Below are 25,926 nucleotides of genomic sequence, written 5' to 3'. Positions count from 1 at the left end.
TAAAATACGGATGGGGGCTGCCCTTATTTTGCAGTCTGCTTGTGGAAAAGCTTGCCTTCCTTGAGTTTTGTGAAATAATCCCCCAGATCTTTCTTTACTTCCCCGGACATGATGTACAACCCGATGATATTCGGGAAGGACATGGCCAGGATCATCATGTCTGAAAAATCCAGCACCGCACCAAGGCTGACGGAAGCCCCGATGACCACGAAAACCAGGAACAGGGATTTGTAGACCATCTCCGATTTCTTGCTTTTGCCAAACAGGAAAGTCCAGGCGCGCATGCCGTAATAGGACCAGGAAATCATGGTCGAAAAGGCGAACAGGAAAACGGCAATGCCGAGCACGTAGGGGAACCAGCTGATCTGGCTTCCAAAGGCATCCGAAGTGAGCTGGGCACCGGCCATGCCTTCCACCTCATGCATCCCTGTAAAGATGAGGACCAGGGCGGTAAGGGTACAGACCACCACGGTGTCGATAAAGGGTTCCAGCAGGGCCACAAAACCTTCCGACGGCGGGTTGTTGGTCTTGGCGGTACTGTGTGCGATCGCGGCGGAACCCACACCTGCTTCGTTGGAGAAGGCGGCACGCTGGAAACCTACGACCAACACGCCGATGATACCCCCCTTGAGGGCACCCGGGTTGAAGGCGCCTTCCACGATGGCGGAAAATGCGGGCCCGATATTCTGTATGTTCATGATGATTACGGCAAGGGCGGCCAGCACATAGATAGTAGCCATCAGGGGCACCACCTTCCCGGTAACCTTTGCAATACTCTTGATCCCGCCGATGATAACGACGCCGACGAGGATGGCCGTCACCACCCCAAACCAAAAGCCATTGCCCTGCAGCATGGTAAATTGTCCCGCCAGTTGCTCAAAGGACTGGTTGGCCTGGAACATGTTCCCGCCGCCAAACGAAGCCCCCACGGCCAGTACGGCGAACACCCCGGCCAGGACGCGCCCGAGGCCCTTGAGGTTCCTCTTTTCAAGGCCGTACCTGAGGTAGTTCATGGGCCCGCCGAAAACCCGGCCATCGGGAAGGATATCCCGGTACTTGACACCCAGGGTACATTCCACGAATTTGGATGACATCCCGAGCAATCCGCATACGATCATCCAGAAGGTTGCCCCCGCCCCGCCCAGGGAAACCGCCACGGCCACCCCGGCGATATTCCCGAGGCCCACGGTGCCGGATACGGCTGTGGCCAGTGCCTGGAAGTGAGTGACCTGCCCGGGGGCATCCGGGTCGTCGTACTTGCCACGTGCCAGCTCCAGGGAATGCTTGAAGCCGCGGATGTTGATAAAGCCCATCCGGATGGTGAAAAAAGTAGCACCCAGCACCAGCCAGATAACGATAAACGGGATGCCGTTGGTAATCGGGTCGCCATTGGGATGGGTCATCACCACGGGCTCATCGTATTCTACCTGCGCCAGGTAATGCGCCCCCTGCTCGATCACGTGTTCCGCATTCTCCGGGTTATAGATGACCTCCCCTTCACCGGCAAGGTGTTTCAGCGTACCGTTTGCATTGGCCAGCACGGTCTGGTCGGGCCCATTGTCGGAGCTGATGACGGCCACCGGATCGCCGGTACGGACTTTTTCACCTTCGGCTTTCAGCCATTGCTTGAGGATGAAGCGGTCGGTCACATCCGGGGACCAGTCCGGGATCCCGATATTCTTTACATCTGCATATACGGCGGGGTCATAGATCCCAATGGCCGCAAAAGGGTCCCAGAAGAGTACGGAGCCCAGGGCATTCACAGCAGGAGTCATGGTCCCGTTGAACACCTCGGTGATCGCCTCGGTGGGGACCTTGTATTCGCCGGTTACGGTCTTGCCCGTTGCATCGGTGACCATAACCACATAGGGAACCCCCTCGGTCAGGCCCGTGGAGCGATTTGAGGTAATGGGCGTTTCCTGGTTGCTCCAGCGATACAAATAGGGCTCCGTACCCCCGGTCACGCTCACCCGGATCACACCGTCATTGATATTCGTGGACGGATTGCTGATAGTCTCCCGGATCTGCAGGTCCTGGGCCGAGGCCCCAAAGGTCAGGCAACAGATCACGAGGGTATATAGATACTTCATAGGGGGTGGGTCAATTAGTTTGGTTTCGCTTTTTCAGACCGCGGCAATATCCTAAAAATAAGGATGCCGTCCAAATTATATCCGGCGGCGGTCAGTCAATATGGAACATCTCGTTGAGCTTGCGAATCTGTTCGGGCCGGCCCAGTACAATGACCTTGCTTTTGGGAAGCAATGGGAGGTCGGCTTCCGGGTTGATGATATAGTTCCCGTTGGGTTCAATATACCCGATGATCGTACAACCTGTTTTCCTGCGGAGGTCCAGGTCGCGCAGCGTATTGCAGTCTACCTGGTTGCGGAAATCCTCGATCCCCACCTCCTCCAGGTTGGTGGTGTGCTCCCCTTCCATGGAAAGCTGGTCCATGAATGTGATCAGGTCCGGCAGCACCACCAGCGAGGCCATGTGATCCCCGCCGATCTTGTCCGGCATGATCACCTTGTCGGCCCCTGCCAGTTGCAACTTTTTGACGGAGGAAAGCTGGGAGGCCCGGCTGATGATAAAGAGCTTCGGATTCAGTTGGCGGGCAGATAGCACCACAAAGAGGTTGGCCGCATCGTCCGGGAGGGTGGCGATCAGGTACCGGGCCCGGTCCACACCCGCCTCGAGCAGCGCTTCATCCTCATTCGCATCCCCTTCCACGAAGAGGATGTCTTCCTCAAACTTTTCAATAATGGCGGGGTCTTTCTCAATCACGACAAACGGGCGATTGTAGGCCCGCAGCTTCTGGGCGGCCTGGGTCCCGTTCCGCCCGTGGCCGCAAAGGATGACGTGTTGCTGGAGGGCATCGATACGCTGTTTCACTTTCTTCTTTTTTAGGGTTTGGAGGGAATTCTTGCTCAGGATGTATTCGGTAATCACCGAAAGGCCAAAGGCAAAGATGAACACGCTGGAGACAATCAGGATAACGGTGAATATCCGGGCTTCTGTATCCAGGGGGCGTACCTCCTGGAAACCGACGGTGGTTACCGTGATAATGGTCATATACAAGGCCTCGCTCCAGTTGAAGCCGGCCACGAACCGGTAGCCGAACACCCCGAAGAGCAACACGATTGCCATCAGGAAAAGCGCCAGGTAGATTTTAGACCGGAAGAGCTTCAGCATATTCAGAGGTCAAAAACGGAGGTTCGCTTGGTATAGATCAGATCCTTGATCTTGAGCCAAAATGCCAGGAACAGGTACAGGGCAAAACCGAATCCAAGGGTCACGAATGTAAGGTAAATAAAGGAGGTCCGCACCACCCTGGCCCTGATCCCAAGGCGTTCAGCGATCCGGCGGCAGACTTCAAAGCCCCGCTTCTGGAAATAATAGAGTGCTGTGTAAAAAAGATTCACCTGTTAAAATTAGCACATTCCGCCCGAATGTTCCCCCGGGTTTTGGCATGTATTGGTCATCCCCAATGGCAACTCCTTTGGGAATGGGTACTGGTGATCAATCGGCCACTTCCCCGTCCCATTCGAGCATGCCGCCCTTGAGGTTGAAGGTCCGCTCAAATCCTTTGCTGTTCATCAGCGAACAGGCTTGTCCGCTGCGGTTGCCCGAACGGCAGTAGACGTAATAGCTCTTGCTCTTGTCCAGCTTGTCGAGTTCGTCCAGAAATCCCTGCCCACGGTAAAAATCGATCTGTATGGATCCGGGGATGTAGCCATCCTCCACTTCCTCATCGGTGCGAACGTCCAGTATAACCGCATCCGGGTCGGACTGCATCTGTTCGCGCCACGCTTCTTGGTTCAGGTCTGCCATAATGCCTAAGAGATTTTATCAGCACAAAAATAGGGATTTTGCCCCGATGTCCGATACGGGCTCAGGCCTTTATGCTGCACCCGATGGCCCGCGTGGTTTCCATGGGTACGGGCCTGCCGCTCAGCAGTGCCTCCACGGCTGCCTCCACATAGGGGGTCTCCACGGCCTTGGCATCCTGGTAGTTATCGTCAACCGCCCCGATGTAACGCACCAGGAGATCGCCGCCGGATCGCTCCAGCAAAAAGACATGCGGGGTGCGGGTTGCCCCGTATCGGGGGTAGACTTCCTGTCCCTCGTCCAGCAGGTAGGGGAAGGTAAAGCCGCGTTGGGCTGCCCGTTCCTTCATTTTTTCAAAACTGTCCCCGGGCTGTATGGAGGGGTTGTTGGGGTTGATGGCAATAACCGGGAATCCCCGGGAGGCGTATTGCCGGTTGAGGGCCTCGATCCGCTGTTCATAGGCCTGGGCGTAGGGGCAGGTATTGCAGGTAAATACAACAATGAAGCCCCTGGCGTCAGGAAAGTCGGATAGGCTAACGGTATTTCCGTCAACGGCAGGCAAAGCAAAATCCGCTGCCTTGTCGCCGATGGCATATCCCTGAGAAAAAACCGGGAATACCGAAAGGGACAGGAATGCCAATAGCAGGAGTGTTTGCGGGATCGTTTTCATAGTCGTGCTTTTAATCGTTTAAAAATGAATTGATGACGGCCTCCAGTTGCGGGCCGTCGAAAGATTGTTCATAAAATTCCCGGCGTTCGTGGTCATAGATCAGGGTAGCCGGGATTGCGCCGGACCACTGAGGGGAAACCCGTGGGATCCAATCGTTCTGCCTGGGGTCGTCGAGGACCACTACAGGGCTTTCAATCCCGCGCTTTTCAATAAAAGCGGGCAATCGCTTTTCCCAAAAGGCCGGCATGTCCAGGCTTACCAGGGTTACCTTGACGCCCCGGTCGGCAAAATCCTCCCGGAGGCTTTCGAAATGCGGCAGTTCCTTGATGCAGGGGGCGCACCAGGTTGCCCAGAAGTTGATCACGTGGATGCCGGGTCCGTCTTGCTCGAGCAGGGGTTGGAGTCCACTGAAATCCACCACCGGGATGTCACCGACCCGTGTGGATACCATGGTTTTGGGCGATACCTCCAGCCAGGGATACCGGTTCTGCTGGGACTGCAGCAGGGATGTAGCAGACAGGAAACAGCACAATAACAGGGGTATTCTGTTCATAATCATTCTGGTAAGCCTTTTAAATTTAGGGAAGGACATCCCCTGTCGGCAGACGTTTAACAAAAATTTAGCGAGTGGGTACTTGCAGAATGAAAAAACATTGTCTTATATTTGTATATACAAATGTTGTATTGACATGAATGTTGAAGCCATTATTAAAACCGATGCGGTCCTGCCCCCACAGCGAAGGACCATCATCCACCTGCTGCTGGTTCACAACCGCATCAACGAAGCCATGGCCAATGCCCTGAAACCCTTCGGAGTATCCATGCAGCAGTTCAATGTGCTTCGGATCCTGCGCGGCCAGAAAGGGGAACCTGCCAATATGAGCACCCTCAACGAACGCATGGTAACCAAAATGAGCAATACAACACGCCTGGTTGACAAGTTGATCGCCAAGGGGCTCGTAAGGAGGAATGTCTGCCCGGATAACCGCAGGAAAGTAGAAATTTTCCTCACCCCAGATGGCAGGGAGCAGTTACTGGTCATGGACCAGGTCATCGATGCGGAAGAAAAGCAACTCATGGAGCAACTCTCGGGAGACCAGCTTCAGGAACTCAACAAATTACTGGACCTCATAAAATAAAAAACAATGCAAACAAATTCGGAAACCGAAATCTCAAATTATATCGAATCGCTTAACTGGCGGTATGCCACGAAAAAATTCGACGCGGACAAAAAGCTTTCCGCGGAGGAAATCGAAAACCTAGTTGACGCCATTCGCCTGAGCGCATCCTCTTATGGGCTGCAGCCCTACAGGGTCCTGGTCATCAGCGATCCGGAAGTGCGCAAAACGCTGCGACCCGCCTGCTGGGACCAATCGCAGATCACCGATGCCTCCCACCTGTTGGTTTTTACCCACCAGACGGATTTCGGGCCCGAACTGGTAGACAGCTATATCGACACGGTCTCCGAAACACGGGGCGTGGCCAAGGAAAAATTGTCCGGTTATGCCGACTTCATGAAATCAAAACTGGTGGAACTGCCCGCGTCTGCCAAAGCAAACTGGACTGCCCGCCAGGCTTATCTGGCCGTTGGCAACCTGTTGTCCGCGGCAGCTGCTGCACGGATTGATGCCTGCCCGATGGAAGGCTTTGAGGCCGAGAAAGTAAACGAAATTCTGGGCCTTACATCCAAAGGGCTGAGTGCCGCCGTTCTGGTGGCTGTGGGCCATCGCTCCCAGGAGGATGCCACCCAGCACAATGAAAAAGTGCGCCGCCCCCACGAAGAAATTTTTACCCACATTTAATTTTTAAAATCAAATATCTCTTAACTAAAATCAAAAGCAAAACCATGAAAAAGAATGTATTTACCCTTATCCTGGCTGTAGTTGCCGGGTCCGCTACCTACGCAACCGAGCCGGTGGCAGAAGAAACCAAAACCGTGAATGCCCAGGCCAGCACAGTTACCTGGAAAGCCTATAAAGTAACCGGCTCCCACACCGGGACCGTGGCACTGCAATCGGGTAACCTGATTTTTGACGGTGACAACCTGACCGGTGGGGAATTCCAGGTGGATATGACCACCCTCACGGCCACAGATGTGGAAGGTGAATCCCGCGATAAGCTCGTCGGCCACCTGAAGTCCGAGGATTTCTTCTCCGTAGCTACCCACACTACTTCCAAACTGGTCTTTACCAATGTAAAGGCTACCGGGAAAAATTCATACGAAGTAACCGGTAACCTGACCATCAAGGGGATCACCAAACCCGTAACGTTTGATTTGTCTGTATATGGCAGCAAGGCCACGGCTTCTGTAAAAGTTGACCGTACCGCCTATGATATCCGCTATGGTTCCGGTAGTTTCTTCGATAACCTCGGGGACAAGACCATCTACGACGAGTTTGACCTCGTGGTTGACCTGGAATTCGCATCAGCCAGCTAGAAAATATTTCCAGCTAATTCTTAGAACGCCGGTTATGCCGGCGTTTTTTTTTGGAGTTGGTTGGCGGAAACCAATTTCCTTTCTATATTTGGATCCGATGAAAACAATACATACAACAAACTGGTGGTGGGCTGCAAATCGCGAAATCTCGTGACCTGAGCCCCCTGTGTTTGTACACCATATTAAAAGGCTTGTCTGTCACGACAGGCCTTTTTTAATTTTTGACAATACCCGTTTCTCATGGCATATAAGCTTCAAACGCACCACAAAAAGATCCTTGCGGATACCCTCACCCCGGTAAGTGTCTACCTGAAAGTAAGGGATTGCTTCCCGGGCAGCCTGTTGCTGGAAAGCAGCGATTACCACGCCAACGACAATTCCTTTTCCTACATCTGCTGCAACCCCATTGCCTCTATCCGGGTCCAGGGCGAAAGGATCTTCACCGAATACCCGGACGGAAAACGGGAAGAACAGGCCATTGGGCCGGATACCGATATTCCGATGGAAATCCATGCCTTTGCCGGCCGGTTCCAGGCCCGTTCCGGGGGGTTCAAGTTCATCAACAACGGCTTGTTCGGTTACATGGCCTACGACGCCGTGCGGTACTTCGAGGATATACAGATTTCCCGGAAGCCGGATTCGCCGGATATCCCGGATATCTATTACGCGGTATACCGGAACATCATCGCTTTTGACCACTTCAAGAACGAGGCCTACCTTTTTGCGCATTCCTATGACGGGGTCAACAACATCCCCGAGCTCGAACAACTGCTCTCGGTACAGACCTTCGCCTCGTATTCCTTCCGGAGGGACGGACAGCGGCAGTCCAACCTGGAGGATTCCGAGTACCTGGAACACGTGGAGCTGGCGCGCAAGCACTGCGGCAGGGGCGATGTGTTCCAGCTGGTGTTGTCCCGCAGGTTCGCCCAGGGATTCAAGGGGGACGAATTTAACGTTTACAGGGCGCTCCGTTCCATCAACCCCTCCCCCTACCTCTTCTATTTTGACTACGGGAACTTCAAGATTTTCGGCAGCTCCCCGGAGGCCCAGCTCGTGGTCGGGGACGGCAAGGCGGAAATACACCCGATCGCCGGCACCTTCAAGCGGACCGGCAATGACGAAGAAGATGCCCAACTGGCCCGGGAACTCGCGGCCGACGACAAGGAGAACAGTGAACACGTCATGCTGGTGGACCTCGCCCGGAACGACCTGAGCCGCAATGGCAACACCGTGCAGGTGGAGACCTACCGGGAGGTCCAGTATTTTTCGCATGTGATCCACCTGGTATCCAAGGTCACCGGCATGAAAAAGCCGGATATCCCCACCATGAAGGTGGTCGCGGACACCTTCCCGGCCGGGACGCTCAGCGGGGCACCCAAGCACCGGGCCATGCAGCTGATCGAACAGTACGAAAAAACCAGCCGGACCTATTACGGGGGCGCCATCGGGTTTATGGCTTTTGACGGAGATTTCAACCACGCCATCATGATCCGCACCTTCCTCAGCCACAACCACATCCTTTACTACCAGGCCGGGGCCGGTTTGGTAGCGGCATCCGACCCCCGGGCAGAATTACAGGAAACCTATAACAAACTCGGCGCCCTGAACCAGGCACTGGAAATAGCCGAAACACTCTGATATGAAAAAGGTTCTGGTCATAGACAACTACGACAGCTTCACCTACAACCTGGTCCATTACTTCGAGGACCTGGATTGTGAGGTACATGTCAGGAGGAACGATAAGCTGAGCCTGGACGAAGTGGCCGCATATGAGCGCATCGTGCTGTCACCCGGGCCCGGGATCCCCGATGAGGCAGGGCTGCTCAAACCGCTGATCAAACGGTATGCCCCCACCAAGAGGATATTCGGGGTGTGCCTGGGCCAACAGGCCATTGCCGAGGTATTCGGCGGCTGCCTCATCAACCTGGACCGGGTCTACCACGGGGTCGCCACGACTATCGATATTGTCGCTGAAGACACGATTTATCGCGGGATGCCCGATCGGATCGAGGTGGGCCGGTACCATTCCTGGGTGGTGGACCCTGAATTACCCGATTGCCTGGAGGTAACGGCCCGGGATGCGAACGGGCAGCTGATGTCCATCCGGCACAAACAATACGATGTGCGGGCGGTGCAATACCACCCGGAATCCGTGCTGACCCCGAGGGGAAAAGAAATTCTCGCCAACTGGCTAAACGAAGAAGCATGAAAAAGACACTGAACAAACTGATCGAACACCAGCTGCTGGAACGGGAGGAAGCCCGGCAGGTACTGGTGGAAATAGCCCGTGGAAGCTATAACACCAGCCAGATTGCCGCTTTCCTGACCGTTTTCATGATGCGGAGCATCCGTACCGAGGAACTGGAGGGGTTCCGGGATGCCCTGCTGGAACTCTGCCAGTCCGTGGACCTTGGCGGGTATGAACCCATTGACCTTTGCGGTACCGGGGGGGACGGGAAAAACACCTTCAATATCTCCACCCTGGCCTCTTTCGTCACAGCCGGGGCGGGGATCCCGGTAGCCAAGCACGGCAACTACGGGGTATCCTCCCAGTGCGGCAGCAGCAACGTACTCGAATTCCTGGGGGTGCGGTTCAGCAATGACCAGGACTACCTCAGGCGCTGCATGGAGCGGGCCGGCATCTGCATCCTCCATGCCCCCCTGTTCCACCCGGCCATGAAGAACGTGGCCCCCATCCGCCGGGAACTGGGTGTAAAAACGTTTTTTAACATGCTCGGGCCCATGGTTAACCCTGCATTCCCGAAGTACCAGATGGTCGGGGTATTCAACCTGGAACTCGCACGCATGTATGGTTACCTGTACCAGAATACGGACAAGATATACAGCATCCTGCACGGCCTGGACGGATATGATGAAATTTCCCTGACCGGGCCTGCCAAGGTGATCCGCAACAAGAGTGAATCTGTCCTGAATCCGGAGGATTTCGGGCTGCAATCGCTGCAGGCGGAGAGAATCCACGGGGGCGAGAGTATCGAGGAAGCGGCGGGTATTTTCCTGAAGGTCCTGCAGGGACGCGGTACCCCGGAACAGCAGGGAGTGGTCTGCGCCAATGCCGCGGTGGCCATTTCGACGGTAGAGGGCAGTACTCTGGAGGCAGCCTTTGGCAAGGCCCGGGAATCCCTTGAAAGCGGCAGGGCGCTTCAGGCTTTGAGGGAATTGCAGGAATTGAGCCGGCAGGCGTAAAGGAGGCCGGTGGTTCGAAAGTTGCCACAAAAGAAAAGAATGCGAGGAAACTTCAGCAACCGGCAGTAACTTGCTGACCGGGGCGGGGGGACCCCCAATAAAAGATTGCGAAAAACGAAACCTATGAACATCCTGGAGCGAATCGCGGCTACCAAAAGGCAGGAAATTGCGCTGAAGCGTAAGGTCGTACCCGAGTCCCAGCTGGGGGCGAGCGCGCTGATGGACCGCGTCCCGGTTTCCATGAAGGCCTCGCTTTTGAGCCGGCCTTTCGGGATCATCGCGGAGCACAAACGCCGTTCCCCTTCCCGATCGGTGATCAACCAGAGCCTCTCGGTGGGGGAGGTGGTCCGGGGCTATGAAGCCGGTGGCGCGGGTGCGGTATCCGTGCTTACGGATGCCACCTATTTTGGGGGTTCCCTGGAAGACCTGCAACTGGCTCGGGCTGCGACCACTCTGCCACTATTGCGGAAGGAATTCATCCTGGATCCCTACCAGGTACTGGAGGCCCGGGCCCACGGGGCGGATGCCATCCTGCTCATCGCTGCCCTGCTGGAACCTGCGGAAATCCGGCAGCTCTCGGATTCGGCCAGGCGCCTTGGGCTGGAGGTTCTGCTGGAGGTCCACGACCTGGATGAACTCCGGGCTGCTCCCGCGGATGCCGCAGATATGATCGGCGTCAACAACCGCAACCTCAAAACCTTCGACGTGGACCTGGCCACCAGCCATAACCTGGCACCGCACATCCCTGAAACCGCCCTGCGGATTACCGAAAGCGGCCTGGGGAATCCCGGCGAACTCCGGGCGCTCCGGGAGTCGGGGTACCGGGGTTTTCTGATGGGGGAAACCTTCATGAAACAGCAGGACCCCGGGAAGGCACTGAGGACGTTTCTAAAAGATCTGGGGACATGAGGCTGAAAGTCTGCGGCATGAAGCACAATCCGGTGGAGATCGCCCGTCTCGGCCCGGATTACCTTGGCTTTATTTTCTGGGAGGGTTCCTCCCGGAATTTCGAAGGGGAACTTCCGCAGGGATTCCCGGAATATCCCCTGCGCGTAGGGGTTTTTGTGGATGCGGCCCCCGGAGACATCCTGGAGAAATGCCGGGCCTTTGACCTGTCTCTGGTCCAGTTGCACGGACAGGAATCCGCTGCCTACTGCCGCGGTCTGAAACGGCGGCTGGAGGAAACCCTGGCACCCCCACCCAGGCTGATCAAAGCCTTTTCGGTGGGCAGCTCATTCGATTTCGGGACCCTTTCTGAATACCGGGAAGCCTGCGACTTTTTCCTCTTTGACAGCAGGGGACCGCTTCCCGGGGGAAACGGTACCGGGTTTGACTGGAAGGTACTCGAAAACTATCCCTACGAGACCCCTTTTTTCCTGAGCGGGGGGATTGGACCCGGGTCCCTGGACGAGATAAAGGACTTTTCGGCCTCACCGGCAGGCCGTTTTTGTTATGCGATTGATGTGAACAGCCGGTTCGAAACCGCTCCCGGACAAAAAGATGCCGGGACGCTCAAGGAATTTATGGATGCGGCACCCTGGTTTCAACCGGGACCGCGGAATTAAGCGGAATTATAAAGACAGCTATGAGTCAGTACAGTGTAGATGAATATGGATTTTACGGGGAATTCGGCGGCGCCTTCATCCCGGAAATGCTTTACCCCAATGTGGAGGAACTTCGCGAAAACTACCGGGAGATCCTGGCCTCGGAGGAGTTCCAGCAGGAGTTCCGCGCCTTGCTGCGGGACTATGTAGGCCGGCCCACCCCCCTGTATTATGCGGATCGGCTCTCCGATGCGTACAACTGCCGGATCTACCTGAAACGGGAAGATCTGTGCCATACCGGTGCGCATAAGGTAAACAATACCATCGGCCAGATCCTGCTGGCCAAAAAACTGGGCAAAAAGCGGATCATCGCTGAAACGGGAGCCGGCCAGCACGGGGTGGCAACCGCCACGGTATGCGCCCTGATGGGCCTGCCCTGCGTGGTCTATATGGGGGAAGTCGATATTGCGCGCCAGGCGCCGAATGTCGCGCGGATGAAGCTCCTGGGCGCCGAGGTACGGCCTGCACGGTCCGGGAGCCGCACCCTGAAAGATGCCACCAACGAAGCCATACGGGACTGGATCAACAATCCGGTCGACACCCATTACATCATCGGGTCCGTGGTAGGACCCCACCCCTACCCCGATATGGTCACCCGCCTCCAGGCTGTTATCTCGGAAGAAATCCAGGCCCAGCTCCAGGAAAAAGAGGGCCGGCCGGACCCGGACGTCCTCATCGCCTGCGTGGGGGGCGGCAGCAACGCGGCGGGCACCTATTACCACTACCTGGACAGGGAACACGTACAGATCATAGCGGCTGAGGCAGCCGGAAAAGGCGTTGATACAGGGGAGAGCGCGGCGACCTCGGCCCTTGGGCGCGTCGGCATCATCCATGCCAGCAAGACGCTGCTCATGCAGACCGATGACGGGCAGATCACTGAACCCTATTCCATTTCGGCCGGGTTGGACTACCCCGGGGTAGGCCCCCTGCATGCCCACCTCTTTGCCACGGGCCGGGCCCGCTTTATCCCGGTTACGGACGAGGAGGCCATGGAGGCCGGAAGGGAGCTGGCCCGCCTCGAAGGCATTATCCCGGCCATTGAAACCTCCCATGCCCTGGCCGTGCTCGCCAAAGGTGCGGTGCCCGAAGGATCCCTGACGGTGATCAACGTATCGGGGCGGGGCGACAAGGACCTGCAAACGTATATCGACTATTTCAAGCTTGCATAAAAGACACCCATGGCATCAGTAAAAAAACAGCTTTCGGAAAATAAACTATCGGACCGGCTCGCCATTGCGCTGCGCAAACCAGGTAAACTGGTATCCATCTATTTTACAGCCGGATACCCCGGCCTAGGGGATACCGTTCCCATAATCCGGGAGCTGCAGGCGGCCGGGGCGGATATGGTGGAAATCGGCCTGCCCTTCAGCGACCCGCTGGCAGACGGCCCGACCATACAGGAGAGTTCCACCGCTGCCCTGAAAAATGGCATGACCACCTCCCGCTTATTCGAACAACTCCGGGGCATCCGCAGCCAAATCGATATCCCCCTCATCCTGATGGGCTATTTCAACCCCATCCTGCAATACGGGGTAGAAGCTTTCTGCCGCAAGTGCCGGGAAGTGGGGATCGACGGTTTGATCCTGCCGGACCTCCCCCTGGAAATCTATGAGCGGGACTACCAGCATCATTTCAAGGCGCAGGGGCTGAGCATGATCTTCCTGATCAGCCCGCAGACTTCCGAAACCCGGATCCGCCGGATAGATGCGGCCTCCGACAGTTTTATCTACATGGTGAGCTCCGCCAGTACCACCGGGGTACAGGAGGGTTTCGGGCAGGGACAGCAGGCCTATTTTGACCGGATCGCGGCCATGGACCTGGAACACCCGCAACTCGTGGGTTTCGGCATCAGCGATGCGCAGAGTTTCCGGGCGGCCACCCGGAACGCCAAAGGCGCCATCATCGGATCTGCCTTTATCCGGCTGCTTACCGAAAAGGGTGTCGCCGGCATCCGGGGGTTTGTAGAAGGATTGCGCAGTTCATAACCGGGAATTTCCCCGACCAGGCAGGAAGATTCCGGTAACCAGTGGTAATTTGAGGATAATTGTCCGACAAGTGGTAAATTGGCCCTTTAAATTCCAACACCCGGGTTCGTACCAACGCCCGGCCTGATTCCAACTAAAACCATACCCATGAAATACCGGCTGCTGTTTTTGCTGAGTTTACTCCAACTGCAAGTGTTCCCCCAGGAGGACCCGCTAATGAAGGCACAGGTCCGCCATACCATTGACGAACTGATCCAGTTTGTCGCCATTCCGAACGACGCCCTGCAACACGCGGACATCAACCGGAACCTCACCTGGCTGACACGGGCCTTTTCCGAGCGGGGTTTCAACACGAGCCTCCTCCCGACCGAGGAGGAGTCCCTGTTTTTTGCCGCGCTGCCCATGGAGGAGGGCAAGCCTACCCTGCTCTGGTACATGCACTTCGACGGCCAGTCCGTGGACCCCGCCAAATGGGACCAGCCCAACCCCTACCAAGTGGTGCTGAAATCCCCTGCGGAAGAAGGGGGCTGGACGAGTCGGCCGCTGAGTGAACTCAGTGAGGATATCCCCTATGACTGGCGTCTTTTCGGGCGTTCCGTTTCGGACGACAAGGGGCCGATCATCATGTTTCTCAATACCCTTGACCTGTTAAAGAAGAAAGGGGTCGAAATCCCCTTCAACCTGAAGGTGATCCTGGACGGGCAGGAAGAGCGCAGCAGCAAACCCCTGCCCGGCGCAGTGCAGACGTACCGGGAATTGCTGGAAGCGGATTACCTCCTGATTGCCGACGGACCGGTGCACTATTCGGGCCTGCCCACCGTGGTCTACGGGTGCCGAGGCATCACCACCCTCTCCCTTACCACCTATGGGCCGGTGCTACCTCAGCACAGCGGCCATTACGGAAACTATGCCCCCAACCCGAATTTCCAGCTGGCCGAAATCCTGGCCAGTATGAAGGATCGGCAGGGACGCGTACTGATCCCGGGTTACTACGACGGCATTGAACTTACAGCGGATGAAATGGAGGTGCTGCGTTCTGTCCCGGACGAGGCATCCCGCATCGACGGGGACCTGCAAATCGCCGAACCGGACCGGGTGGGGGCATTCTACCAGGAGGCCCTACAATACCCGTCTCTGAATGTGCGCGGCATGGGCTCCGGGTGGATTGGACCGGAGGCGCGGACCATCGTACCGGCAAGCGCCACAGCAGAAATCGATATCCGCCTGGTCCCGGAAACCGACGGGCAGCGCATGAAGGAGCTCGTTAAAGATCATATCCGGGGGCTCGGATACCGCCTGACCGACAAGGAACCGGATGCCGCCATGAGGCGGGCCGAACCCCGGTGGGTACGCGTTGCGGAAAGCGAGGTGACCGATGCGTTCCGGACCCCGCTGGACAACCCTTTCGGACAGCACCTGGTTTCCCTCCTGGGCACGACCTTCGGGGAGCCGGTGGTACAGATCCGGATCGCAGGGGGGACCGTGCCCATTGCCCCCTTTGTCAATGCGCTGGACATACCGGCTTTCCTGCTGCCACTGGTGAATCCCGACAACAACCAGCACAGCCCCAATGAAAACCTGAAGATCGGGCAGATTGCCTATGGCCTGCGCACCCTGGAGGCAATACTCAGTACCCCGGCAGGGAACTGATTTTAGCATTTTTTAACGGTTATTACGAATGTAATTACCTATATTTCAGATAGTTAATTCGATAACAGTTAAGAACAAGATATGAGTAACCCAAGAAAATTCAAGAGAAAGAAAGAACAGCACAATCCGACGAATCCGACGGCAAACACCAATGTGGACACGAACACCTTCGACATTGACGAACCGACGATCAAGGACCAGCAGAACAAAAGTTAAGCGGCGAACCGCTTAAGACCAATAAAAAAAACACCCGGGAAATCCCGGGTGTTTTTTTATGCAGCAGGTCCCTTCGGGGCACCCGTCAGGCGGAGTTACGGCTGGCGTTTATATTCCCGTACAGGGACCGCGTCACGATTTTTTCATACAGCTCTTTCCGGTCAGTCCCCTCTCCGATTTTCTGCAGGGCATATTGCTGGATCACCAGCAGGGGCAGCACGATGTTTTCCCGGATCTTGATCGATTCGCGGGATACGGATTCGTTTTCCATCAGCACCTTGTAGCCCGACAATTGCAACAGCATCTGTTTGGAAAGTTTGTATTCCCGGTAGAGCATTTCCCAGAAAGCCCGGTACTTCTTGTCCTCCTTCATATAGCTGGTAAGCTCAAAATAACACTTGGTCAGGGACATCATGCTGTTGAGCATCAGCGCGCGGAAAAAGGCTACATCCTTGTACATTTTCTTCAGTTCCGGCATGCGGCCCTGCTCCTTGAGCTGCTTCAGGGCGGTCCCGATCCCGTAATACCCGGGCACGTTCTGCTTGAGCTGGCTCCAGGAGCCGACAAAGGAGATGGCGCGCAGATCGGAAAACTCCAGTTTGGCCTTGTTGCCGCGTTTTCCGGGCCGGCTGCCGATATTGGCATTGGAGTAGTATTTCAGCGTGCTGCGGTTTTCCAGATAGGGCAGGAACAACTCGTGCTGCTTCAGGGAATCGTACTTTTTAAAACTCAACTCCGACAAGGCCTCGAGTAAATCCCGCTGTGGTTTGTCGATCACGTTTTCCTTGCCGAAGATCGTATTGGAAAGGCCTGCGGTAAGCAGCTGCTCGCTGTTGTGCATGAACAGCTCCTTGGTGCCGAAGGTACTGGTAATGGTTTGCCCCTGGACGGTCAGCTGAATTTCGTGGTTGGCAATCGCCTTGGTCTGTGCAGCGTAAAAGCGGTGCGTCTTCCCTCCCCCCCGGGCGGGCGGCCCGCCACGGCCATCGAAGAAAATCGCCTTGATCTTGTTGCGGCGGCACACCCGGGAAAGCGTTTCCTTGGTTTTAAATATGGACCAGTTGGCCTTGAGGTAGCCCCCGTCCTTGGTACCGTCGGAGAAGCCCAGCATGATGGTCTGCAGGTCCCGGCGCTGGGCCACGTGGGCCCGGTATTCCGGCAGGTCAAACAGGGTTTGCATTACCTCTTCGGCTGCTTCCATGCCCTTCATGGTCTCGAAAAGCGGGATGATGTCGAAGGTGATATCGGCACCCTTCCAGCCGGACCAGCGAAGCAGGCCAAAGACGAAAAGGACCGAGAAGATATCCTCGGAGTTGCTGATGATATACCGGTTGCAGCCATCCTGGCCGTTTTTGCGCTGTATCTCTTCGAGCTGGGCCATATTGACCAGTGTATCCCGGACAATGTCGTCCTCATAGGCGCCAGGGTCCAGTTCCAGTTCCTCCCGCACCAGGATCTCCACCAGGCGGTCGCCGGAGAGCTCCTCCAGGGACTCCCGGATATAGCCGTGGCGTTGCAATACCGTCTCCACCACGCGATAGTGCATCCGGTGGTCCTGGCGGATATCCAGGGTCGCAAAATGCGTCTTGAACAACCGGACCTTGTCCATAAACTGGTCCAGTTCCTTCAGGTAAAGCCCGTAATAATCGGCCACCAGGATGTCCCGCACTTCCCCGAGGGTGGCCATCATCTCTTCGTAGCCGAGGGTTTTGCTCGTATCGAACATGGCTACATATGCCTTGTTCCTGAGCGCCTGCATCCTTTCCTGTACCCCCCGGAAAGAGATCCGCTTTTGCAGGGTCTTCAGGTCGTTGTAATAGCACTTCATCAGGGTGGTCCGAAGTTCGTCGGCCACATCCATGGTGATATCGGCGGTCACAAAAGGGTTGCCGTCCCGGTCGCCCCCCGGCCAGAATCCGAGCTTGATGATATCCGGGTTGTTGTACTGGTCGTTTTCTATACTGCCCTTGATATACTGATAGAGGTCCCCGACCGCCTGGTAGTAGACGTGGCGCAACGTATAGATGATATTCTTGGCTTCATCCAGGGGGGTGGGCTTCTTGCTGTTGATCAGGGACGTCAGCCCGAGCTGTTGCAGGGTGACATCGATTTCGTCGATCTTGTTCTCCAGGATGAGCGTGCGGAGCTCGGCGATGATATCCAGCACGGCGGGGGTATAAAACTGGGTCGGGTGGGCGGTCAGTACGATCCGGGCACTGAAGGATTCCAGTTTCTTGGAAACCTTGTCCCAGCGCTTGTTCTTTTTGGCGAGTTGGAAGTAATCCCGGACGGACAGGGAATCCGTGTGTACGTGCAGCCTGGGGAAGGCCGCATCCTCCACGCTGTCGTAGAGCACCACCTGCCGTTCCACATACTGGATGATCCGGAACATCAGGTCGATGCGTTCCTTTTCGTTGGAGGCCCTGGTGAAATTGTCAAAGAACCCGTCGAGGATTTCCGTGGGGTTCTTGCCCGACTTCAGCCCGCTGTCGCACTGCTGGAATAGCAGGGGGATGTAAATGCCCACGTTTTCCCCTTCTGTATAGGGCAGGTTCAGGAACAGGCTGTTGTAGATATTGAATTTGTTCCGTACGGTTTTCTTGAATTCCTTTAGTCGTTCGACCTGACTCATAGTTTTTGATGTAATTGTTTTACCGGGGGCGGCTGGGTTTGCCCGCCCCGGGTCGTTGGCATAAAGTTCCTGAATTAGCCGGTATATTCAAGGCATTGCCGGCACTCTTAACAAAATATGGCAAGCCGTACACAAAACCAACAAAAACCCTCAGAAATACGGTCTGTATTGCGCTACCCGGAAATCCATCACCGTATAGCCGGGGTCCTTTTCTTTTCGCTTCTTGTATTCGGGAAGACTGCCCACCGCCCGGTTTGCAGAACCCGAGGGTGCCGTAAGGGAAACCGTGGTGATGTACCGGTGCGCTCCACCGGCCAGGGGCAGGTAAAAACGGTGGACCCGGGGGAGGCTGTCGGAAACGACCTCCAGCTTCAATCCTGCCGAAGCCAGGAGCTGCCTGAACAGGTATTCCGGGCCATTCTTGCTGTTGCCCCCCGTAAACAAAAGCTTTTCAACCCGGGGGTACTCACGGAGCAGGCCCAGGAGGTCGCGCAGCTCGATATCCCGCATGCCGGTATCCGAAGCGTCCGGTTTTTCGCGCCACGCCCGTTGCACGATATCGCATATCCCAATTTTCCGGGATTTTAAAAAGTGCCTGCGCGCAGCAATGGCCGCATGCGTGTTTTCAAAGGCGAGGTCCAGGCCGAAGATCCGGTCCAGGATGGTCCAGAGCTGGCCGTCGCGGCTCCCGTAGCAGAAATCCACATCCCCCGGCAGCAAATCCCCGGTAGTAAATCGGGGGGGCGGCAGGGTGCCTACGATCCATTTGGTCGCCGAATCAAATAAAAAAGGGTCATATGGATGATAGTGCTCGAACATGGTTGCTTTCCACTTTTTTCTTAGGGTTTTCCTACCCGCAGGCTCGCACCTATCTTACCCACTGGAATAGGTCTGCGCCTACCGCAAAACACGGCGACGTCCCCATTCGGGTTCGCCGGGCTTTCATGGGTCCCGGCCTTGATGGTTCCTCCCGAAATGCCTAAATTAGAAGGTTAAAGCAACAAGGCCATGGGAAAAGGAGATAAAAAGACGAAACGGGGAAAAATAGCCAACAAATCCTACGGGGCACGCCGCCCCCGGAAAATCCGAAAAAAAACACCGGTAGAGGAAAAGATAAACATCAAGGGTAAAACCTGATAGTTGGCCCGGGAATGCCCCGTCGGCTCTCCGACGGGTCGCCCCATGGGTTTCCGGCTACCTGACAAAAACGGGCTGGTCTTCCCTCAGGGTATGTTCCCGGCTGTACTGGTAATCATCGTAATCAAAGCCGAGCAGGCCGTCCGGCCGGTCAATTCCCTTATCGAGGATATACCGCACCATGGAGCCCCTTGCCTTTTTGGCAAAGAAACTGATGATCCGGAGCTTGTCCTTGCTCCAGTCCTTGAATACCGGGGTAATGACAGGAGCCTTGAGTTCTTTCGCATTCAGGGCGCTGAAGTATTCTTTGCTGGCCAGGTTGACCAGTGCTTCACCTTCCGCCAGCTCCTCGTTCAGCCTTGCCGTAAGCGTCTTCTTCCAGAATTCGTAAAGGTTCTTCTTCCGACCCACCCGCAGTTGGGTCCCCATCTCCAGCCGGTAGGGCTGCATGAGGTCAAGGGGCCGCAGCATGCCGTAGAGTCCCGAGAGAATCCGGACCTTTTCCTGCAGGGCATCCAGCTGCCCGGGTTCCAGGCTGTAGGCATCCAGGCCCTGGTACACATCCCCGTTAAAGGCAAAAATCGCAGGGCGTGCATTCTCCGGGGTAAAGGGCAGTGAAAATTCCTGGTTCCGGGTCCAGTTCAGCTCCGCCAGCTCCGTTGAGATGTCCATCAGCTTTTCCAGGGAACGCGGCTTCTTTTTGGCAAGGATCTTGTTCAGTTGCCCCGCCTCCTTCTGGAACTGGGGCTGAGAGTGGCGCTGCGTGGGCAACTCGCGTTCATAGTCCAGGGATTTAGCCGGGGAAATAACAATTTTCATGGTACAATTCTTTGGTCTAAAAATACGAAGCTGCCGCCAATTGTCGCGAAGCCTCCGAATGCTGTTCCCTATGGCACTATCGCCGGCTTCTATTTATCGGAACCGTTATTCATCGGCACGGTGTTTGGCGTAATCCCTCCATTTGTCGATGCAGGAGGCCATGTCTTCGGGCACCGGGGCCTCAAAATCCATGGATTCCCCGCTTACTGGGTGTACAAAGCCCAGGGTACGCGCATGGAGTGCCTGACGCGGCAGCAGTTTGAAGGCATTCTCCACAAATTGCTTGTATTTGGTAAAGGAGGTCCCTTTAAGGATGCGGTCGCCCCCATAGCGCTCATCATTGAACAGGGTATGCCCGATATGCTTCATATGCACGCGGATCTGGTGGGTCCGGCCGGTTTCCAGCTGGCAGGAAACCAGGGTAACATACCCGAGGCGTTCCACTACCCGGTAATGGGTAATGGCCGCTTTGCCCTGGGATTCGTCGGGAAATACCTGCATCTGCAAGCGGTTCTTGGGGTTCCTGCCTATGGCCCCTTCGACCGTGCCGGAGTCTGCCTCCACATTGCCCCAGACCAGGGCAAGGTATTCCCGGCGGGTGGTCTTGTCGAAAAACTGTTTGGCCAGGTGGGCCATGGCAACCTCCGTTTTGGCGATGACCAGCAGCCCGGAGGTATCCTTGTCGATCCGGTGGACCAGGCCGGGACGGTTGTCCGCGTTTACCGGAAGCTGGTCAAAATGGTGCACCAGGGCATTGACCAGGGTACCCGAATAGTTGCCGTGCCCGGGATGTACCACCATCCTTGCGGGCTTGTTCACCACCAGCAGGGTGTCGTCCTCATAAACGATATCCAGCGGGATCGCTTCGGGTAGCAGGAGGTTTTCATATGGGGGATGCTCGAACAGGACGCGGACGGTGTCTCCCGGCTTCACCCGGTAGTTCTGCTTGACCACCTGCTCGTTGGCCCGGATATTCCCGTCCCGGGCAGCCTGCTGAATTTTATTCCGCGTGGCGTTCCGGATGCGGGTCATCAGGAACTTGTCCACCCGGAGCGGCTTCTGGCCGGCATCCGCCGTAAAGCTGTAGTGCTCGAATAATTCGTCTTCCTCGGAATCCTCCTGGTCGGGAAATACTGCCATTGCTACTGGGATTCGGACTGAATCCGCGCCTCGTCCGGGATGGTCCCGTTACCGCATATCAACTCGATGCTGGACGTTTTCGGGAGCTTGTCGCCCGGGTTGATGTATTCGCCCTGATGGCGGATACGGTACACCATATCCTTGCCGAGTTCATCGATATAGGTGACCCGCTCTACCTCGAGGCCGACAGCCCTGAGCATGGAGGCGGCATTTCGCTGGGTGACCTGAATGATATCCGGGACGGTTACCTTCTTATACCCCGATGGGTTCACGGTCACATAGATCTTCCGGTTTTCCTTTACGCGGTTTCCCGCTGGCGGATTCTGTTCAATAATGGAAAATCGCGGGTAATCCGGGTCAAAATTGGCGGAGTCCACCACCTCAAACCGCAGCCCGGCCTCCTCCACGGCCTCCCGCATCTCGGGCACCGACATCCGCCCCAGGTCGGGGACCTGTACGAATTCACCGTGCCGGGTTGAGCTTTCGAGCCACTGCAGGGTCAGGAAGGAGATCACCACAATGGCCACCAGGGCCAGGGCCAGATTGATCAGGAATATCCGGGAACGGAGAAAATTCAGGAAGTTTCGCATACCGTTTTTATTAACCAGACAAATATAGGGAACCCGCATGTTTTTTATTTAAATTGAGCCGGTCTTACGACCAATTTAACGCAAAGCAAGGCATGGGCTCCACCAAAAAAATCGCCATCATCATGGGTGGCTATTCCAGTGAATACGAAATTTCCCTGAAGAGCGGGGAGGTGGTCTGCAAGTGGCTGGACCGGCGGCAGTACGACCCTTACCGCATCCTGATCCGCCGCGACCGCTGGGTCCTGCTCACCGGGGACGGCCGGGAACTGCCGGTAAACCGCCACGATTTCAGCGTGGACCTTGGGGGCGAAATCCTGAAATTCGACTGCGTCTTCAATGCCATCCACGGCACCCCTGGGGAAAATGGCCTGCTCCAGGCCTATTTCGAACTGATCGGCATGCCCCAGACTTCCTGCGGGTTTTACCAGGCAGCGATAACCTTCAACAAGCGCGACCTGCTGAGTATCCTGAAGGCCTCCGGGGTCCCCGCCGCCCGTTCCTACCATCTGAACAAGGGGCAGGAGCTGGATGAGAAGGCCATCATACAGGCGGTTGGGCTTCCCTGCTTTGTCAAGGCCAACCGGGCGGGCAGCAGTTACGGGGTAAGCCTGGTCAAGGAGGCCGCCGGGCTACATGGGGCAGTGGAAGCTGCTTTCCGGGAGGATGACGAGGTGCTGATTGAGGCGGCTTTGATAGGCAGGGAGGTATCCGTTGGGGTCATCCGGCACCAGGGGCAAACGCTGGTGCTCCCAATCACCGAGATCATCTCGGAAAACGAATTCTTCGACTACCAGGCCAAATACGAGGGTAAATCCCGGGAGGTCACTCCCGCACAGATCCCGGAACCCGTTGCCGCCAAAGTTCGGGAACTCGCCGCAGCCATCTACGACCGCCTTCGGATGACCGGTTACAGCCGCTCCGAATTCATCCTGGTAGGCGATCAGCCGCACCTGCTGGAGGTCAATACCACCCCGGGGCTCACCGAGGCAAGCATCCTCCCCCAGCAGGCAGCCGCAGCGGGCATATCGCTGGCGGAACTCTTCGGCGGTGCCATTGAGGACGCTTTGGCTAAAAATGGTTAGCTTTAAAAAACCAAACTGACAGGCATGAAACGCGCCGTTTTTCCGGGATCCTTTGACCCGATCACCCTGGGGCATTACGACATCATCCAGCGGGGGATTTCCCTTTTTGACGAATTGGTGATCGCCATAGGGGAGAATTCCGAGAAGTCCTATATGTTCAGCATGGAGCAACGCATGGAGTTTATCCGCAAGGCCTTCCGGGACGAACCCCGGATCAGCGTGAGCGCCTACAGCGGGCTTACCGTGGATTTCTGCCGGGAAGTCGGGGCATCCTTTATCCTCCGGGGGTTGCGCAACCCGGCCGATTTTGAGTTCGAGAAGGCCATTGCCCATACCAACCGGAAACTTTCCGAAATCGAAACCGTCTTCCTGCTTACTTCATCCGGGAAATCCTATATCAGTTCCTCCATCGTCCGGGATGTGATCCGCAACGGGGGGGATTACACCGTACTGGTCCCGGATACGGTCCGGTTCTGACCTTAGCCTGCTGCGGAAGCCCTCAGATAACGGGGGTCTGCAAGTCCCGGAACGGTGAAAGATCACCCGGGACACCCCTCCTACCGCTAAAATCGGCAGGCTCACCACGGAACAGGGGCAGTTCACAACAATACTTGCATATGTAAGGTTAAACAAAATATATTCGTAGGAAATTACTTATGTATTTTGAAGGAGGCAAAAGTACAACCCCGGAGTTTTCTGATTGCGCAACTACCCAATCCAACCGTATTCCTCAACGCGGAGCTGGAAGTGGTACACGCCTCCGATTCCCTGATCCGGGCATTCCATTTTGATCGGAAAAACCTTTTCGGCCGCCGAATTTACGAAGTCCTCCCACAGGCCCCTGAACACCTGATCGGCGTACTGCGGCGTTGCCTGGAGGGAGCGGAAACAGACAAAGGCATCGACCGGTTCATCTCCTCCGACAATTCCGAGTACTGGTATGAATACAGCAACACCCCGTGGTACGACAAAGGGGAAAATATTATCGGCGTCATCCTCCAGATCGTCAATATCACCGACCGGATCAAATTGGAGCTCGATTACGAAAAAGCCCAGATCCTCCTGGAGGCCAAGGCCGTCAATGCGCGGATCGGCAGCTGGGAATACAATGCCATTACCGGGAAGCTCACCTGGTGCGACATGACCCGGAAGATCCACGAAGTCCCGGAAGATTTTGAGCCCAACATCGAATCGGCCATCGAATTCTACATGGAGGGCTATTCCCGCAACACCATTTCCATGGCGGTCTACAAGGCCATGGAGTCCGGCACGCACTGGAAGGAAAAGCTGAAGATCATCACCGCCTCCGGCAAGGAACTCTGGGTGGTGGCCTCCGGCAAGCCCCTCTACAAAGACGGCATCTATGTGGGGCTGATCGGCACCATTCAGGACGTTACCGAAGTCAATGTATCCAACCAGCGCTCCACTGAGAGCGAGAACCTGCTGCACACGGTGGTGGACAACCTGCCCCTGAATGTTTATATAAAAGACCTGGAATCGAAGAAAATACTGGTAAACAAATCAGAGTGTGCCTATCTCGGGGTACAGGATGCCTCTGAACTGATCGGGAAATCCGATTTTGACCTGTACGACCAAAAGGTAGCACAGGAATCCAGGGACGAGGACCTGTTTGTACTCAACAACGGCACCCCCATACTGGGAAAGGAGACCATTTCCGTACAGAAGAACGGGAAGGTCACCCACTTCCTGACCTCCAAGATACCATTGTTCGACGAAGAGCAGGAAGTCTACGGGCTGCTCGGCCTGAGCATGGATATTTCCGACCTGAAACAAAAAGAAGGGGAATTGCGGGAGTTGATCAATGTATCCTCCCAGCAAAACAAGAAACTGGTGAACTTTGCGCATATCGTCTCGCACAACCTGCGCTCGCACAGCGCCAACTTTTCGATGTTGCTGGATTTCCTGGCTAACGAGCAGGACGTGGAAGAAAGGGACCGGATTCTGGGTATGCTGAACGACGCTTCGGAAAACCTGCTGGAAACCCTGGAAAACCTCAACGAGGTAGTGGCCATCAACACGAATGTCCGGCTGGAGAAAAAACAAATACGCATCCACCGGGCGGTACACGCCGTTCAGCAGAACCTGTCCGGGTTCCTGCAAACCCACGAGGGCGTGATTCACAACGAAATCCCCCACGACGCCACCCTGCAAGCCGTGCCCGCCTATCTGGACAGCATTCTGATCAATTTCATCACCAACGGGATCAAATACCGGCACCCGGACCGCAGACCCGAGGTACGGATCTGTTATGAGCATACCGGCTCCCAGGCCGTGCTGGTGATCTCGGATAACGGGATTGGCATCGACCTGAAAAAATACGGGGATAAGCTGTTCGGGATGTATAAGACCTTCCACAACCACCCGGATGCCCGGGGTATTGGCCTGTATATCACCAAAAACCAGATCGAGGCCATGAACGGCCGGATCCTGACCTGCAGTGAGGTCGGGAAAGGAACCACCTTTAAAATATACCTGGATGAACAAAGTTGACACCGTATTCATCATTGACGACGACCCGATCACTGTATTCGGCATCCGCAAAATGCTGATGGCCATGGAGGCTGCGGAACACACCGAATCCTTTGCCAATGGCCAGCTGGCCTTCCAGAAGATCCAGCAGCTCATCGAAACGGGCGGCCACCTGCCGGAGGTCATTTTCCTGGATATCAACATGCCCATCATGGATGGCTGGCAATTTCTGGAGGCGTTTACCAAACTGCTCTGCCCCCGGCCCATCCGGATCAACATCGTGACCTCATCCATCGACCCGTACGACCTGCAGCGCTTTGAAGGCTTTAAATCGCGCACCAGGCACCTGTTGGAATACCGCAACAAACCCATCAAAATGAGCGACCTGCAGGAGATGACCCGTGCCGCTTAGGCCATAAATTTTGATACCTTTGCCGAAATTCTT

General features: G+C 55.9%; 28 protein-coding genes. 17 read left to right on the top strand and 11 right to left on the bottom strand.

The window, feature by feature from the left end:
* Positions 1-23: 23 nt before the first annotated feature.
* From H7F20_RS07245 to H7F20_RS07220, 6 genes are all read right to left on the bottom strand, one after another.
* Positions 24-2,090 carry an amino acid carrier protein gene (locus H7F20_RS07245; RefSeq protein ID WP_185785439.1) on the bottom strand — a complete coding sequence of 689 codons (2,067 nt, stop codon included), beginning with the start codon at positions 2,088-2,090 and terminating at the stop codon, positions 24-26.
* 91 nt (positions 2,091-2,181) lie between these two features.
* Entirely contained in the window at positions 2,182-3,189 is a 1,008-nt protein-coding gene (locus H7F20_RS07240; RefSeq protein ID WP_185785438.1) for a TrkA family potassium uptake protein, read from the bottom strand.
* A 2-nt stretch (positions 3,190-3,191) separates the two neighbouring features.
* The gene (locus tag H7F20_RS07235) at positions 3,192-3,419 is read right to left on the bottom strand and encodes a PspC domain-containing protein (RefSeq protein WP_185785437.1); all 228 of its coding nucleotides are present in this window, start codon (positions 3,417-3,419) and stop codon (positions 3,192-3,194) included.
* A 97-nt stretch (positions 3,420-3,516) separates the two neighbouring features.
* A complete protein-coding gene (locus H7F20_RS07230) occupies positions 3,517-3,828 on the bottom strand; it encodes a rhodanese-like domain-containing protein (RefSeq protein ID WP_185785436.1) in 312 nt (103 codons plus the stop codon).
* 61 nt (positions 3,829-3,889) lie between these two features.
* The gene (locus tag H7F20_RS07225) at positions 3,890-4,495 is read right to left on the bottom strand and encodes a thioredoxin family protein (protein ID WP_185785435.1); all 606 of its coding nucleotides are present in this window, start codon (positions 4,493-4,495) and stop codon (positions 3,890-3,892) included.
* Positions 4,496-4,505: 10 nt separating this feature from the next.
* Positions 4,506-5,048: a TlpA family protein disulfide reductase gene (locus H7F20_RS07220; RefSeq protein WP_185785434.1), complete on the bottom strand. Its 543-nt coding sequence runs from the start codon at positions 5,046-5,048 to the stop codon at positions 4,506-4,508.
* 136 nt (positions 5,049-5,184) lie between these two features.
* Between H7F20_RS07220 and H7F20_RS07215 the strand changes: the two genes are divergently transcribed.
* The 12 genes from H7F20_RS07215 (at position 5,185) to H7F20_RS15960 (ending at position 15,591) form a co-directional block, all read left to right on the top strand.
* Entirely contained in the window at positions 5,185-5,634 is a 450-nt protein-coding gene (locus tag H7F20_RS07215) for a MarR family winged helix-turn-helix transcriptional regulator (RefSeq protein WP_185785433.1), read from the top strand.
* A gap of 6 nt (positions 5,635-5,640) precedes the next feature.
* Positions 5,641-6,297, top strand: a complete 657-nt coding sequence (locus tag H7F20_RS07210) for an NAD(P)H-dependent oxidoreductase (protein WP_221898701.1) — start codon at positions 5,641-5,643, stop codon at positions 6,295-6,297.
* Between the two features lie 44 nt (positions 6,298-6,341).
* On the top strand, positions 6,342-6,932 hold the full coding sequence (locus H7F20_RS07205; RefSeq protein WP_185785432.1) for a YceI family protein: 591 nt from the start codon (positions 6,342-6,344) through the stop codon (positions 6,930-6,932).
* A gap of 240 nt (positions 6,933-7,172) precedes the next feature.
* Positions 7,173-8,570, top strand: a complete 1,398-nt coding sequence (locus tag H7F20_RS07200) for an anthranilate synthase component I family protein (RefSeq protein ID WP_185785431.1) — start codon at positions 7,173-7,175, stop codon at positions 8,568-8,570.
* A 1-nt stretch (position 8,571) separates the two neighbouring features.
* A complete protein-coding gene (locus tag H7F20_RS07195) occupies positions 8,572-9,141 on the top strand; it encodes an aminodeoxychorismate/anthranilate synthase component II (protein ID WP_185785430.1) in 570 nt (189 codons plus the stop codon).
* On the top strand, positions 9,138-10,136 hold the full coding sequence (gene trpD / locus H7F20_RS07190; protein WP_185785429.1) for an anthranilate phosphoribosyltransferase: 999 nt from the start codon (positions 9,138-9,140) through the stop codon (positions 10,134-10,136). The genes H7F20_RS07195 and trpD overlap by 4 nt, the downstream gene beginning before the upstream one ends.
* A gap of 123 nt (positions 10,137-10,259) precedes the next feature.
* Positions 10,260-11,045, top strand: a complete 786-nt coding sequence (gene trpC, locus H7F20_RS07185) for an indole-3-glycerol phosphate synthase TrpC (RefSeq protein ID WP_185785428.1) — start codon at positions 10,260-10,262, stop codon at positions 11,043-11,045.
* A complete protein-coding gene (locus H7F20_RS07180; protein WP_185785427.1) occupies positions 11,042-11,701 on the top strand; it encodes a phosphoribosylanthranilate isomerase in 660 nt (219 codons plus the stop codon). Before trpC ends, H7F20_RS07180 begins: the two co-directional genes overlap by 4 nt.
* A 20-nt stretch (positions 11,702-11,721) precedes the next feature.
* On the top strand, positions 11,722-12,909 hold the full coding sequence (gene trpB, locus H7F20_RS07175; RefSeq protein WP_185785426.1) for a tryptophan synthase subunit beta: 1,188 nt from the start codon (positions 11,722-11,724) through the stop codon (positions 12,907-12,909).
* A 9-nt stretch (positions 12,910-12,918) separates the two neighbouring features.
* A complete protein-coding gene (trpA, locus tag H7F20_RS07170; RefSeq protein WP_185785425.1) occupies positions 12,919-13,725 on the top strand; it encodes a tryptophan synthase subunit alpha in 807 nt (268 codons plus the stop codon).
* Between the two features lie 147 nt (positions 13,726-13,872).
* Positions 13,873-15,375, top strand: a complete 1,503-nt coding sequence (locus tag H7F20_RS07165) for a M20/M25/M40 family metallo-hydrolase (RefSeq protein WP_185785424.1) — start codon at positions 13,873-13,875, stop codon at positions 15,373-15,375.
* A gap of 81 nt (positions 15,376-15,456) precedes the next feature.
* Positions 15,457-15,591: a hypothetical protein gene (locus tag H7F20_RS15960; protein ID WP_255444002.1), complete on the top strand. Its 135-nt coding sequence runs from the start codon at positions 15,457-15,459 to the stop codon at positions 15,589-15,591.
* 85 nt (positions 15,592-15,676) lie between these two features.
* On the opposite strand, the gene H7F20_RS07160 is transcribed toward H7F20_RS15960, so the two are convergent.
* On the bottom strand, positions 15,677-18,223 hold the full coding sequence (locus H7F20_RS07160) for a phosphoenolpyruvate carboxylase (protein WP_185785423.1): 2,547 nt from the start codon (positions 18,221-18,223) through the stop codon (positions 15,677-15,679).
* A gap of 150 nt (positions 18,224-18,373) precedes the next feature.
* Positions 18,374-19,042, bottom strand: a complete 669-nt coding sequence (locus H7F20_RS07155; RefSeq protein WP_185785422.1) for a uracil-DNA glycosylase family protein — start codon at positions 19,040-19,042, stop codon at positions 18,374-18,376.
* A gap of 189 nt (positions 19,043-19,231) precedes the next feature.
* On the opposite strand from H7F20_RS07155, the gene H7F20_RS07150 reads away from it, so the two are divergent.
* Positions 19,232-19,360 carry a 30S ribosomal protein THX gene (locus H7F20_RS07150; protein ID WP_185785421.1) on the top strand — a complete coding sequence of 43 codons (129 nt, stop codon included), beginning with the start codon at positions 19,232-19,234 and terminating at the stop codon, positions 19,358-19,360.
* A 57-nt stretch (positions 19,361-19,417) separates the two neighbouring features.
* Here the strand turns inward: H7F20_RS07150 and yaaA are convergent, their stop codons facing one another.
* The 3 genes from yaaA to H7F20_RS07135 form a co-directional block, all read right to left on the bottom strand.
* Positions 19,418-20,179, bottom strand: coding sequence for a peroxide stress protein YaaA (yaaA, locus tag H7F20_RS07145; protein WP_185785420.1), 762 nt, complete (start codon positions 20,177-20,179; stop codon positions 19,418-19,420).
* A 105-nt stretch (positions 20,180-20,284) separates the two neighbouring features.
* Positions 20,285-21,319 carry an RluA family pseudouridine synthase gene (locus tag H7F20_RS07140; RefSeq protein ID WP_185785419.1) on the bottom strand — a complete coding sequence of 345 codons (1,035 nt, stop codon included), beginning with the start codon at positions 21,317-21,319 and terminating at the stop codon, positions 20,285-20,287.
* Positions 21,320-21,321: 2 nt separating this feature from the next.
* A complete protein-coding gene (locus tag H7F20_RS07135; RefSeq protein WP_185785418.1) occupies positions 21,322-21,909 on the bottom strand; it encodes a PASTA domain-containing protein in 588 nt (195 codons plus the stop codon).
* 92 nt (positions 21,910-22,001) lie between these two features.
* Between H7F20_RS07135 and H7F20_RS07130 the strand changes: the two genes are divergently transcribed.
* From H7F20_RS07130 to H7F20_RS07115, 4 genes are all read left to right on the top strand, one after another.
* Positions 22,002-22,991, top strand: coding sequence for a D-alanine--D-alanine ligase (locus H7F20_RS07130; RefSeq protein ID WP_185785417.1), 990 nt, complete (start codon positions 22,002-22,004; stop codon positions 22,989-22,991).
* A 24-nt stretch (positions 22,992-23,015) separates the two neighbouring features.
* Entirely contained in the window at positions 23,016-23,468 is a 453-nt protein-coding gene (gene coaD / locus H7F20_RS07125) for a pantetheine-phosphate adenylyltransferase (protein WP_185785416.1), read from the top strand.
* Positions 23,469-23,654: 186 nt separating this feature from the next.
* The gene (locus H7F20_RS07120; RefSeq protein ID WP_221898700.1) at positions 23,655-25,502 is read left to right on the top strand and encodes a PAS domain-containing protein; all 1,848 of its coding nucleotides are present in this window, start codon (positions 23,655-23,657) and stop codon (positions 25,500-25,502) included.
* Complete coding sequence (locus H7F20_RS07115; protein WP_185785415.1) at positions 25,489-25,893, top strand: response regulator; 405 nt, start codon at positions 25,489-25,491, stop codon at positions 25,891-25,893. Before H7F20_RS07120 ends, H7F20_RS07115 begins: the two co-directional genes overlap by 14 nt.
* The last annotated feature ends 33 nt before the right edge of the window (positions 25,894-25,926 follow it).

The sequence above is a fragment of the Robiginitalea sp. SC105 genome (assembly GCF_014243345.1).
GTDB lineage: Bacteria > Bacteroidota > Bacteroidia > Flavobacteriales > Flavobacteriaceae > Robiginitalea.
This window is presented reverse-complemented; position numbering and strand designations above follow the sequence as displayed.